13 protein-coding genes are annotated in these 11,918 nt (G+C 67.5%); 6 read left to right on the plus strand and 7 right to left on the minus strand.

Going from position 1 to position 11,918, the window contains the following annotated elements:
* Positions 1-40 precede the first annotated feature (40 nt).
* From qcrB to ctaE, 4 genes are read right to left on the minus strand one after another with little or no spacing between them, the layout of a single operon-like run.
* Positions 41-1,681: a cytochrome bc1 complex cytochrome b subunit gene (qcrB, locus tag G3T36_RS09545; RefSeq protein ID WP_240148426.1), complete on the minus strand. Its 1,641-nt coding sequence runs from the start codon at positions 1,679-1,681 to the stop codon at positions 41-43.
* On the minus strand, positions 1,678-2,751 hold the full coding sequence (gene qcrA, locus G3T36_RS09550) for a cytochrome bc1 complex Rieske iron-sulfur subunit (RefSeq protein ID WP_163289568.1): 1,074 nt from the start codon (positions 2,749-2,751) through the stop codon (positions 1,678-1,680). The genes qcrB and qcrA overlap by 4 nt, the downstream gene beginning before the upstream one ends.
* Positions 2,752-2,788: 37 nt before the next feature.
* On the minus strand, positions 2,789-3,637 hold the full coding sequence (gene qcrC, locus G3T36_RS09555) for a cytochrome bc1 complex diheme cytochrome c subunit (RefSeq protein ID WP_163289569.1): 849 nt from the start codon (positions 3,635-3,637) through the stop codon (positions 2,789-2,791).
* A gap of 24 nt (positions 3,638-3,661) precedes the next feature.
* On the minus strand, positions 3,662-4,330 hold the full coding sequence (ctaE, locus tag G3T36_RS09560) for an aa3-type cytochrome oxidase subunit III (protein ID WP_193571058.1): 669 nt from the start codon (positions 4,328-4,330) through the stop codon (positions 3,662-3,664).
* 102 nt (positions 4,331-4,432) lie between these two features.
* Here ctaE and trpD point away from each other — a divergent pair, with 102 nt between their 5' ends.
* Genes trpD through G3T36_RS09585 form a run of 5 tightly spaced genes read left to right on the plus strand, consistent with a single transcriptional unit; the run spans position 4,433 to position 8,378 of the window.
* The gene (gene trpD, locus G3T36_RS09565) at positions 4,433-5,482 is read left to right on the plus strand and encodes an anthranilate phosphoribosyltransferase (RefSeq protein WP_163289570.1); all 1,050 of its coding nucleotides are present in this window, start codon (positions 4,433-4,435) and stop codon (positions 5,480-5,482) included.
* 14 nt (positions 5,483-5,496) lie between these two features.
* Positions 5,497-6,498 carry a dihydroxyacetone kinase subunit DhaK gene (dhaK, locus tag G3T36_RS09570; protein ID WP_163289571.1) on the plus strand — a complete coding sequence of 334 codons (1,002 nt, stop codon included), beginning with the start codon at positions 5,497-5,499 and terminating at the stop codon, positions 6,496-6,498.
* Between the two features lie 48 nt (positions 6,499-6,546).
* A complete protein-coding gene (gene dhaL, locus G3T36_RS09575) occupies positions 6,547-7,185 on the plus strand; it encodes a dihydroxyacetone kinase subunit DhaL (RefSeq protein ID WP_163289572.1) in 639 nt (212 codons plus the stop codon).
* Positions 7,178-7,921, plus strand: coding sequence for a dihydroxyacetone kinase phosphoryl donor subunit DhaM (gene dhaM / locus G3T36_RS09580; protein ID WP_163289573.1), 744 nt, complete (start codon positions 7,178-7,180; stop codon positions 7,919-7,921). The genes dhaL and dhaM overlap by 8 nt, the downstream gene beginning before the upstream one ends.
* A 10-nt stretch (positions 7,922-7,931) precedes the next feature.
* Entirely contained in the window at positions 7,932-8,378 is a 447-nt protein-coding gene (locus G3T36_RS09585) for a YdeI/OmpD-associated family protein (RefSeq protein ID WP_163289574.1), read from the plus strand.
* 21 nt (positions 8,379-8,399) lie between these two features.
* On the opposite strand, the gene G3T36_RS09590 is transcribed toward G3T36_RS09585, so the two are convergent.
* Genes G3T36_RS09590 through G3T36_RS09600 form a run of 3 tightly spaced genes read right to left on the minus strand, consistent with a single transcriptional unit; the run spans position 8,400 to position 10,426 of the window.
* Entirely contained in the window at positions 8,400-9,050 is a 651-nt protein-coding gene (locus G3T36_RS09590; RefSeq protein ID WP_163289575.1) for a DUF1254 domain-containing protein, read from the minus strand.
* A 1-nt stretch (position 9,051) separates the two neighbouring features.
* The gene (locus G3T36_RS09595; RefSeq protein WP_163289576.1) at positions 9,052-9,654 is read right to left on the minus strand and encodes a DUF1214 domain-containing protein; all 603 of its coding nucleotides are present in this window, start codon (positions 9,652-9,654) and stop codon (positions 9,052-9,054) included.
* Between the two features lie 28 nt (positions 9,655-9,682).
* Complete coding sequence (locus G3T36_RS09600) at positions 9,683-10,426, minus strand: SDR family oxidoreductase (RefSeq protein ID WP_163289577.1); 744 nt, start codon at positions 10,424-10,426, stop codon at positions 9,683-9,685.
* Positions 10,427-10,542: 116 nt separating this feature from the next.
* Between G3T36_RS09600 and G3T36_RS09605 the strand changes: the two genes are divergently transcribed.
* A complete protein-coding gene (locus G3T36_RS09605; RefSeq protein WP_205245047.1) occupies positions 10,543-11,910 on the plus strand; it encodes an amidase in 1,368 nt (455 codons plus the stop codon).
* Positions 11,911-11,918 lie beyond the last annotated feature (8 nt).

Genomic DNA, 11,918 nt, shown 5'->3' on the forward strand with positions numbered 1-11,918 from the left:
CGCGGCCGGCGCATTCGTACCGTGAGCTGGACGTCCGGACCTAGTGGTGACCGGAACTCGACTCGAGCTCGCCCCTGCTCGGCGGAACGATCCGGTCCTCGAAGAACCAGCGGGACAGCCCGGAGCGCATCCGCGTGCCCAAGGTGATCTTGCCTTTGTCGTTCGGGCGGACCATCAGAGGCTCGTACGTTTCGAAGCTCACCAGGCGCCAGCGCTCGTACTCGTCGAGCGGCTCATGCACCTCGATGAACTCGCCGCCGGGCAGCTTGACGATACGACCCGATTCGAAGCCGTGGAGCGCGATCGAGCGATCCTTCTTCTGAAGGGCGATGCAGACGCGCTTCGTGAGGAAGTAGGCGATGAACGGTCCGAGGATCGCCATGGCCTGGATCGCGTGGATCACGCCTTCCATGGTCACTTTGAAGTGCACGGCGATGATGTCCGAGCTCGCCGCAGCCCAGAGGGCCGCATAGAACGTCACGCCTGCTGCACCGATCGCCGTGCGGGTGGCCGCGTTGCGCGGGCGGTCCAGCAGGTGGTGCTCACGCTTGTCGCCCGTGATCCAGGCTTCGATGAACGGGTAGAACCAGACCAGCACGATGAAGACGCCGATCGCCACGAGCGGGACGATGATGTTGAACGACCACGTGCGATTCAGCCAGACGAACTCCCAGCCCGGTGGGATCAGGCGCAGTGCACCGTCGGCGAAGCCGATGTACCAGTCGGGCTGTGTGCCCGCCGACACCGGCGATGGGTCATATGGACCGTAGTTCCAGATCGGGTTGATCGTGAACAGCGAGGCGATCAGTGCGATCACACCGAAGATGATGAAGAAGAAGCCGCCGGCCTTCGCGGCGTACACCGGGAGGACCGGATAGCCGACGACGTTGCCTTCGGTTCGGCCAGGCGCCGCGTACTGGGTGTGCTTGTGGATGACGACGAAGACCAGATGGAGCCCGATGAAGGCGACCACCAGCGCCGGCAGCAACAGAATATGGAGCGTGTACAGCCGGCCGACGATCGCCGTGCCGGGGAACTCGCCGCCGAACAGGAGGAACGAGGTCCAGGTCCCGATGACCGGGATGCCCTTGATCAGTCCGTCGATGATGCGGAGGCCGTTGCCCGAGAGCAGGTCGTCAGGAAGCGAGTATCCCGTGAAGCCCTCGGCCATCGCCAGGATGAACAGCGTGAAGCCGATGACCCAGTTGAGTTCGCGCGGCTTGCGGAAGGCGCCGGTGAAGAACACGCGCAGCATGTGAAGGCCGATCGCAGCCACGAACAGCAGGGCCGCCCAGTGGTGGATCTGGCGCATCAGCAGACCGCCGCGGATCTCGAACGAGATGTTCAGGGTGCTCGACATCGCAGCAGACATGGATACGCCCTTGAGGGGGACGTACGAGCCGTTGTAGACGACCTCGGCCATCGAGGCCTGGAAGAAGAACGTCAGGAACGTCCCCGTCAGCAGGATGACGATGAAGCTGTAGAGGGCGACCTCACCAAGGAGGAACGACCAGTGGTCGGGGAAGATCTTGCGACCGAACTCCTTGACCGCGCCGGAGATGCTGGTGCGGTCTTCGATGTAGTTCGCGGCGGCCGCCGTGAACCCGCCCTTCTTGGCGGGGGCCACCGTGGTGGGCCCTTCGAAGTGTGCCGCAGACGATGCGGCTGCTGACGTGCTCAACTGCGCTCCCAGAAGCTCGGTCCGACTGGCTCGGTGAAGTCACTGCGTGCGATGAGGTAGCCCTCGGAGTCGACCGTGATCGGCAGCTGGGGCAGCGGGCGTTTGGCCGGCCCGAAGATGACTTCGGCCTCGTGCGTGATGTCGAACTGCGACTGGTGGCACGGGCACAGCAGGTGGTGGGTCTGCTGCTCGTACAGTGCGACCGGGCAGCCGACGTGGGTGCAGATCTTGGAGTAGGCGACGATTCCGTCGTAGTTCCAGTCCCTGCGGCCGGGGGAGACGTGGAGGTCCTCCGGCTTGAGGCGCATGAGCAGCACTGCGGCTTTCGCCTTCTGCTCCAGGGCGTCCTCTCTCTCGTTGAGCCCCTCGGGGATCACGTGGAAAGCGGAACCGAGCGTGACGTCCGCGGCCTTGATCGGCGTACCGGACGGGTCGCGCGTGAGACGCAGGCCCTTCTTCCACATGGTGTGGGAGAGGAGAGTCACCGGGTTCTCGTTCTGCGGCGCGAGACCGCGGAAGAGGACGACGGCGGGAAGGGGGAAGACGACGAGCGCGCCGATGAGGCTGTTGCGGATGAGCGTGCGCCGGTTGAATCCGGACTCCTCGTCGGCGATGCGGAAGATCTCGGCCGCACGTTCGGTGGTCTGTGCTTTGCCACGGGTCGGGTGGCGCAGGTCGATGCCCTCGCGCTCGTGCATGAGGGCCTTGCCCCAGTGGACGGCGCCGATGCCGATGGCGAGGAGCGCGAGCGCGATGCCGAGACCGATGAACATGTTGTTTAGGTGGACCGAACCGGGGTCGTTGTCCTCGATCGGGAATGCCATGTAGGCGGCAATGGCCCAGACGCTTCCGGCGATCGACAGGTAGAACAAGGTGTAGATCACCCGTTCGGCCCGGCGTGCCTTCTTCGGGTCGATGTCCGTCACACGCAATCGGTGCGGCGGGAATCCCGGGTTCTCGACAGGGTCGTGCAGGATGACCGCCGTACCGGGGTCGCCCTCCCTGTGGACTTCGACGGCCGACGAGCCGGCCGGAGTCAGCTCGGTGCCGCCGTTATCGTCCTGTGCCATTGTTCTCCTTCGTGCGCTGTGTCATGTCAAGTACCGGCTAGTTCGACTTCGCTGTGATCCAGACGGTCAGCGCAATGACGGCGCCGACACCGAAGATCCAGAGGAACAGGCCCTCGGCGACGGGGCCGAGCGAACCGAGCTCGAATCCGCCCGGGGACTGGTTCTTCTCGATGTACTTGAGGTAGGTGATGATGTCGCGCTTGTCGGACGGCGAGATGTTCAGGTCGTTGAACACGGGCATGTTCTGGGGCCCTGTGACCATCGCCTCGTAGATGTGCTGGGCGCTGACGCCCTTCAGCGGCGGAGCGTACTTGCCCTCGGTGAGTGCGCCACCCGCGCCGGCGACGTTGTGGCACATGGCGCAGTTGACGCGGAAGAGCTCACCGCCGTTGGCGGCGTTGCCTTTGCCGTCGAGCAGCGACGCGTCAGGAATCCCCGGCCCGGGGGCGAGCGATGCGACGTAGGCGGAGAGCGCCTTGATGTCGGCTTCGGTGAACTGGACCGGCTTCTCGGGTGCCTGGGGCCCCTGCATGGCCATCGGCATGCGGCCCGTGCCGACCTGGAAGTCGACGGCCGCCGCACCGACGCCGATGAGGCTCGGGCCGTTGCTGGTTCCGGTCGCGTTCAGACCGTGACAGGTCGCGCAGTTGGCCTGGAAGAGCTTCTTGCCCTGGTCGACGGACTCCTGCGACGCGACCGTCGGTGCTGCGGATGCGGTCGACGTGTTGAATGCCGCATAGGCTCCGCCGGTGAGGCCGAGGCCGATCGCGATCAGTGCGATCGTCGCCAGCGGGTGCCGGCGCCCGGCCTTGCGATTCGGACCGGCCGGCCGGCTCGAACGGGCCTGTCGACTCGGTCGGGCCGTGGTGTGCGTGTTGGCGCGCATGGTGGTGAGGTCTGCTCCTGATTCCTATTTGAGAACGTAGATGACCAGGAAGAGCCCGATCCAGACGACGTCGACGAAGTGCCAGTAATAGGAGACGACGATGGCGCTCGTCGCCTCCTTGTGACCGAAGGTCTTGACCGCGAACGCGCGGCCGATGACGAGGAGGAAGGCGATGAGGCCGCCTGTGACGTGCAGACCGTGGAAGCCGGTGGTGAGGTAGAAGGCGGAACCGTAGGAGTTGGAGCTCAGGCTGATGCCCTCGGTGACGAGCGTGGCGTACTCCATGATCTGGCCCGCGACGAAGACCGCACCGAGCGCGTAGGTGAGCGTGAACCACTCGACCATGCCCCACTGGCTCGGCTTCCAGCCCACGGAACGGGGCTGAAGACGCTCTGCGGCGAACACCCCGAACTGGCAGGTGAACGAGCTCGACACCAGGATGATCGTGTTCGTCAGCGAGTACGGAATGTTGAGGTGCGCGGTCTCAGCGGCCCACAGTGCGGGCGATGTCGACCGCAGCGTGAAGTAGATCGCGAAGAGCCCCGCGAAGAACATGACCTCACTGCCCAGCCAGACAATGGTGCCGACAGCCACGACGTTGGGCCGGTTGATTGAGGGCGCACTCGCCGTAGGAGATATTGAGGTGCTCGTCACGGTTCCATTATGGCCGAAAAGGAGTCGGGGTTTTCTCATTCGTCGGGCCAGTCTGCGCCGGATTTCCGGTTAGGCTTGCCTTAGTTTGCAGGCTCGAACGCGGTTGGGCACAGCACTGCACCGCCTCAGTAGGATCGCTGTATGACGGAATCTCCGAGCTGGTCGTCCACCCTTACGTCGCTGCTCGGCGGCGAAGACCTGAGCGTCGCCAATGCGGCGTGGGCGATGGAGCAGGTCATGACCGGCAAGGCGACGTCTGCGCAGCTCGCCGGGTTCCTTGTCGCACTGCGCGCGAAAGGCGAGACCGTCGACGAGATCGTCGGGTTCCGCGACGCGATCCTCGACCACGCCATCCCCTTGCCGGTCAATCCGATGGCCCTCGACATCGTGGGTACCGGTGGAGACCGCTTCGGCACCGTGAACGTCTCGACGACGGCTGCCATCGTCGCGGCGGCTGCGGGAGTGCCGGTCATCAAGCACGGCAACCGCGCCGCGAGTTCGTCCTCGGGGTCGTCGGATGTGCTTGCGGCCCTCGGAATCGACCTGGGCCTGCCTGCGGAGAAGGTCGCGGAGGTCTTCGAGCGCACCGGGATCACGTTCGCGTACGCATCCGCGTTCCATCCGGGATTCGCGAACGCCGGCCCCGCGCGTGCCGAGCTCGGCATCCCCACCGTCTTCAACTTCCTCGGTCCGCTCTGCAACCCGGCGCGCCCCGAGGCGTCCGCCGTCGGGGTGGCCCAGCTCGACCGTGTACCGCTGATCGTCGGCGTCTTCCAGACGCGCGGCGCGACGGCGCTCGTGTTCCGCGGTGACGACGGGCTCGACGAGCTCTCGACCACCGGTCACAGCCACGTGTGGGAGGTCTCACGCGGCCTGGTCACCGAACACGACATCGATCCGCGGGATCTCGGTATTCCCCGGGCGACGATCGCCGACCTCCTGGGAGGCGACGCGGCCCACAACGCCGACGTCGTCCGTGCCGTGCTCGCCGGGCAGGAAGGCCCCGTGCGCGACATCGTATTGCTCAACGCGGCAGCGGGGCTCGTTTCGTACGAGCTCGCGCTCGACCCGTCGAGGGTTCAGGATGCCATCCTGGATCGTTTCCGTTCGAAAATGGCGGTCGCCGCCCAGGCGATCGACTCCGGGGCGGCTGCCTCGAAGCTCGAGGAGTGGGTTGCGGCCACACGCTGAAAGGTAGGGTTTCAATGAAGAAGCTCATCAACGACGTCCCCGACGTCGTGGACGAGACCCTCGACGGGTTCGCCCGAGCGCACGCCGACATCGTCATGGTGTCCCACGATCCGCGGTTCGTCTCCCGAGCCGGCGGTCCCGTCCAGGGCAAGGTCGGCCTCGTCAGCGGTGGTGGCAGCGGCCATGAGCCCCTGCACGCCGGCTTCGTCGGGCTCGGCATGCTCGACGCCGCGGTCCCGGGTGAGGTGTTCACATCACCGACACCGATGCCGATCGTCGGTGCGACCAAGGCGGCAGACGGGGGCGCGGGGGTCCTCCACATCGTCAAGAACTACACGGGCGACGTTCTGAACTTCGAGACCGCAGCCGACCTCGCGGCAGCGGAAGGGACCACGGTGCGAGCTGTCGTCGTCAACGACGACGTCGCCGTGCAGGACTCGCTGTATACGGCCGGGCGGCGCGGCGTCGCCGGGACGGTGCTCGTCGAGAAGATCGCAGGAGCAGCAGCGGAGCGCGGCGACGATCTGGATGCAGTGACGGCGATCGCTGAGAAAGTCAACGGACAGGTCCGCTCGATGGGTCTCGCACTCGCGGCGGGCACGGTCCCTCACGCAGGGGAGCCGGGGTTCGAGCTGGCCGACGACGAGATCGAGTTCGGTGTGGGCATCCATGGTGAGCCCGGGCGAGAGCGCATCAAGCTCGAGCCGGCGGATGCACTGACAGACCGCCTGATGTCGGCGATCCTCGACGACCTGCCGTTCGCATCCGGTGACAAAGTCCTGCTGTTCGTGAACGGGATGGGCGGAACCCCGCAGTCGGAGCTGTACATCGTGTTCCGGCGCGCGGCCGAGATCCTCGACGAGCGCGGCATCACGCTCGAGCGTTCGCTGGTGGGCAGCCTCGTCACCTCCCTGGAGATGCAGGGCGTGTCGATCACGGTGCTCAAGCTCGACGACGAACTGACCGCCCTCTGGGATGCGCCGGTGAACACGCCTGCGCTCCGCTGGGGCGTCTGAGGCACCGGTACACACGATGGGCGCAGCACACACGATGGGAGTGACGGCATGAAGCTGGACACGGGCTGGGTCGATAGCTGGATGGGCGCCTCGGCGGCGGCGATCGCCGAGAACAAGGCGCTGCTCAACAACCTCGACCGGGAGATCGGCGACGGCGACCACGGCGAGAACATGGACCGCGGCCTCTCCGCCGTCGTCACCGCGCTTGCTGCGCTTCCGGACGACGCGACGCCGTCGGCGGCGCTGCGCTCGATCGCGATGACACTCATCTCGACGGTGGGCGGGGCGTCCGGACCGCTCTACGGCACGGCCTTCCTCAAGGCGGCGGACCCGCTGGGAGCCGCGACGGAGCTCGACGGCGCCGTGGTGGTGTCGATGCTCACCGCGGCGCGCGACGGGATCGTGTCGCGTGGCAAAGCGGAACTCGGCGACAAAACCATGATCGATGCGTGGACACCGGCTGTCGAGGCCGCCCAGGCTGCGGCGGCGGATGGCGCGTCGCCTGCCGCGATACTCGCTGCGGCGGCCTCCGCCGCCGAGGCGGGAGCCGTCGCCACGGAGCCTCTGGTCGCACGCAAGGGGAGGGCGAGCTATCTCGGCGAGCGCTCCGCAGGGCACCGTGATCCGGGCGCCCAGTCCACGGCGATCATCCTCCGTGCCGCTGCTGTGGTGGCCGACGATGACTGACGGCGACCCGGCTCGCGTCGGAATCGTCTTCGTGTCGCACAGTGCCGAGCTCGCCAACGGGATCGCCGAGGTGGCGGGACAGATGGCACCGTCGGTCGCGCTCGTCGCGGCCGGCGGCACCGACGGCGGGGGCATCGGTACGAGCTTCGTCAAGGTCACCTCGGCGATCGACGAGGCGGATGCCGGCGCCGGCGCCGTCGTCCTCAGCGACCTCGGCTCCGCCCTGATGATCGCGGAGACGGTGCACGACCAGCTTCCGGACGATCAACGGTTACGCGTCGCGATCGTGGACGCGCCGTTCGTCGAAGGAGGCGTCGCCGCTGCTGTCGCCGCCGAGACCGGAGGCGACCTCGTTGCGGTCGTGGCTGCGGCCGAGGGAGCCAGGCAGGCGTGGGAGGGGATGGCCGAGAGCGCGTCCCCACCCGCATCCGGTGCTGGGTCTGCCGGGTCGGGGCCTTCATCCGAGGTCCGATTCGTCCGCGATGTGACGCTTCGGAACAAGGACGGACTGCACGCCAGGCCCGCCGCCGAGTTCGTGAAGCTGGCGAACACCTTCGACGTCAAGGTGACCGTGAACGGCAAGGATGCGCGGAGCCTCCTCGGGATCATGTCCCTCGGCCTCAATGTCGGCGCATCGGCCGAGATCGTCAGCAACGATCCGGATGGGGAGGCAGCGGTCAACGCGCTGGCCGACCTCGTCGAGTCGGGGTTCGGCGAAGCGCTGGCAGACACGTGAAGGACTGGCGATGAGAATCCAGGCGACCGTCGAATCGCACGGTAAGACGGCGACCGGCATCGAGATTCCCGCCGACGTCGTCGAGGCCCTCGGGGGAGGGCGGCGACCGCCGGTCAGTGTCACTATCGACGGCTACACCTATCGCAGCAGCGTCGCCTTCATGGGCGGACGCTACCTGCTCGGGATCAGCGCGGAGGTCAGGCAGAGCACCGGGGTCACCGCGGGCAATCGGATCGATGTCGACCTCGAACTGGACACCGCGCCCCGCGAGGTCGAGGTGCCGGCCGATTTCGCCGGCGCGCTGTCGTCCAGCCCGGAGGCGCAGGCGGCCTTCGGAGCACTGAACTACAGCAACAGGCGGCGCCTGGTCATGGCTGTCGACGCTGCGAAAGCGGCCGAGACCCGGCAACGGCGCATCCTGAAGACGATCGCCGACCTCGAAGCGGGGACGGCTTAGGAGCGGAATGCCGGCCGTCGGCTACGCGAGTGGCGAAAGCTGGATCTGCTGCGCGAGCGCGTAGGCGACCGGCTGATCGCGCTCGCTCGCAACGAAGACGCGGCCGATGACGAGCACGGAGTGGTTCGGCGAAGCGATCCGGGTCATGCCGCTCGGTGCCGTGCCTGTCCAGCCGGGTCCGCAGAGAACATAGTCGCCCGCCTCCGTTCCCGTCGTCCGTGTGCCGACGTACGCGAAATTGGCGCCGCTCGATGGATCGGTGAACTGCACGCTGTAGTACCGGCCCGCCATCTCCGGCACGTGCAGTACGCGCGGCCCGTTCCTCAGGTCGAGCCATCCGGCGATGTAGAGAAGGTCGTCGGTTCCTGTTCCCATCAGGCTCCCGTTCGAGGCCGACGCGGACGACACGCTCGGCTCGGCGTAGAGGGTGTTGACGGGGATGGGGCCGCCGCCGAGACCGCGGCGGAGGATCGCTCTCTTGAAGCCTCCGACGGTGAGGCGCGGCCACAGGATGATGAAGGCCGGCGTGACGATCGCCCACACGACGACCCCTGTCACAGCCAGCACGACGATGTCGCTGCCGGTCGCGACGCGCCGGTAGACGACCCAGGCGAAGACCACCAGGACGAGCGCCGTCAGAGGGGTCGCGTATTTCAGGATGAGGCGGTTCATGTCAGGCCGCCCGTTCGACCGGCGGCACGCGGTAGGTGCCATCGAGAATCGCCGGTCCGGGCAGGTAGGCGCGGAGCATCAGCTTGAAGGCGCCGGAGGGAGTGGGGAGCCAGTTCCGTTCGAGGCCGGGCGGAGCCGCGTGCCCGAGGTGGATGTCGATCGAACCGTCGTCGTTCTTCACGAGATCGGAACGATCGTCGAAGCTCGACCGGCCGATCGGATTGCTCACCATGTACCCGACGACATCCGTCACGGTCAGCGACCAGAAGGCGTCATTCGGCGGCAGCTGCCCGGCCGGGAAACGGAGGATGTAGTCGAATCTGCCGCTGAGCCTCTGCCCTGAGCCGTCCCTGGTGGTCGTCCAGTACGCGGCCTCTTCGAACACGTTGACCACGGGAAGGGCTTTGGCGGTGGCCGCTCGCGCGAGCACGCCGTTGCCCGGGCGGCCCGAGGCCCGGATACTGCTCCAGCCGTCGACGGTCGTGGTCAGCGTCCTGGCGACGACGTTCATGATCAGGATGGCCGTCAGGAAGGCGAGCGTGGCGCCGATGATGATCCCTTGGACGACACCGGACTGCGTGAGCCACGTGAGCACATGTGCCATATCCGCAGACTAGTGGGGGATGCGCATCTCACGGCCGAGGCGGGCGCGGGTGCCGCTCGTCCCAGCGTGCCTGGATCGGCGGATACAACGTCTCGAGCGCGTGCGGGAGGGCTGCCTTGATAGCCCGTGTCTCGTCGTCGGCCAGCACTTCCTCGGTGTCCGAGCGGAGGGCGTCCACGACCATCCGCGCGACGACGCCCGGGTCGAGCTTCGCGACGTGCACGCGAGCGGCCATATCGGTGTCGATGAACCCGGCGTGCACGGCGACGACCAGGGTTCCCTGGCTCCTGAGCTCGACGCGGACTCCGTTCGTCAGCGCCCACGCTGCAGCCTTCGACCCCGCGTAGGAGCCCGTGGCTGTCGGCGTCACCCAGCTCGCGGCCGAGAGCATGTTCACGATGGCGCCGCCACCGTTGCGGTCGAGCACCGGGGCGAACGCGCGGCAGAGGGTGAGCATCCCGAAGTAGTTGACCTCCATCTCGTCCCGCGCACCGTCGATGCTGGAGGCGGCAATGAACGGGCTCGCGCGCATGACGCCCGCATTGTTGACGAGAATGTCGACGTCGGCGCAGCTCTCTGCGGCCGCTGCGACCTGGGCCGGGTCCGTCACATCCAGCCAAATGGGGACGAGGCGCGGGTCGGACACCGACGACGGGTCGCGGACTCCGGCGTAGACGGTGCGGGCGCCCGCGTCGAGCAGTGCTGTCGCGAACGAACTCCCCAGGCCGCGGTTGGCTCCGGTCACCAGCGCCACACTGCCTTCGACGCGCATCCTGAACCTCCTCAGCCGACTGCTGCGAGCCTACGCCGACCGGATGCAAGACTGGAGGGAGCTTCACGGACACGCCCGACGGAGGAGGCAGCCTGGACCGCACCGACTACGCGCGCTTGGACGCCGTCGCGCTCCGGCAGCTGATCGCCGACGGTCAGGTGAGCGCGGCCGACGTCGACACGGTCGCCAGGGAGGCGATCATGGGCGTCGCCGACGATCTGGGAGCCCTGGCTCAGCCGCTCTTCGAAACGTCGCTCGTCGCAGACGAGGATGGCCCGTTCGGCGGCGTGCCGTTCGTGATCAAGGACAGCGGACCGTTTGCACGGGGCGTCTCGTTCGCCTACGGCAGCCGGGCCATCCGCGGGGTGGCCGACGAGGACCATGAGCTCATGCGCCGCTTCCGCCGCGCTGGTCTCATGGCCGTCGGGCAGACCTGCGCTCCCGAGCTGAGCCTCAACTTCGCGACGGAGTCCCGTCTCCACGGCGTCACGCGCAATCCCTGGAACCTCGAGCGCGGCACAGGCGGTTCGAGCGGGGGAGCGGCGGCGCTCGTCGCGGCAGGTGCGGTCCCGGTCGCCCACGGCAGTGACGGTGCCGGGTCGATCCGGATTCCGGCTGCCTGCTGCGGTGTCGTCGGGCTCAAGCCCAGCCGCGGCAGGACGACCTCCGGGCCCGACGTGTTCGGAGGGATGCCGATGGGTGTCGACTTCGCACTCACCCGCACGGTGCGGGACACGGCGGCACTGCTGGACGCCGTAGCGGCGCCGAGCGGACTGCCACGACCTGTGCGGCCCTACGGAGAGCTCGCGCAGATCGACCCAGGGCGGCTCCGAATCGGGTTCACCACGCTCGCCGGGTCGACGGTCGATGTCGACGAGGAGGTGGCAGCGGTAGCGCGGGGCGCAGCAGAGATGCTCGACTGGATCGGACACGACGTCTCCGAGGTCGCAACGGGCTTCGACCAGAGGGACGTCGTCGATGCGCTTCTTCTCGCGATCCATGCGGCCGGGAAGGCGCTGCTGCTCGCGCCGCGCCGGCCGGACACACGGCTGCTCGAGGCAGTCTCCCGGTCCATCGTCTCGGAGACAGCGTCGATGACGGATGCGGACCTGGACTCGTGGGTTCGGGCGCAGCGTCGGGTGACCGGATCGGTCGAGGACGTGTTCGACCGGATCGACGTCCTGGTCACCCCCGTGACGGCCGAGCTTCCGCTCGCTCATCGGACACTCGACTACGACGATCCACGCTGGACGGCGCGGACCTGGCTCGAGCGCATCCTCGAATTCGGACCCTTCACCGCGGCGTCCAACGTCTCGGGGCATCCCGCGATCAGCCTGCCGCTCGGTCAGTCCCGCTCGGGGATGCCGATCGGAGTGCAGCTCGTCGCGGGGATGGGCCGGGAAGACAGCCTGCTGCAGGTCGCGGCGCAGCTCGAGCAGGCCATGCCGTGGGCGGACCGCGAGCCGCCGATCTTCGCCGGATGACGGTCGTC

Origin of the sequence: Leifsonia tongyongensis, from assembly GCF_010686705.1 — a bacterium.
GTDB classification, from domain to species: Bacteria; Actinomycetota; Actinomycetes; order Actinomycetales; family Microbacteriaceae; genus Diaminobutyricibacter; species Diaminobutyricibacter tongyongensis.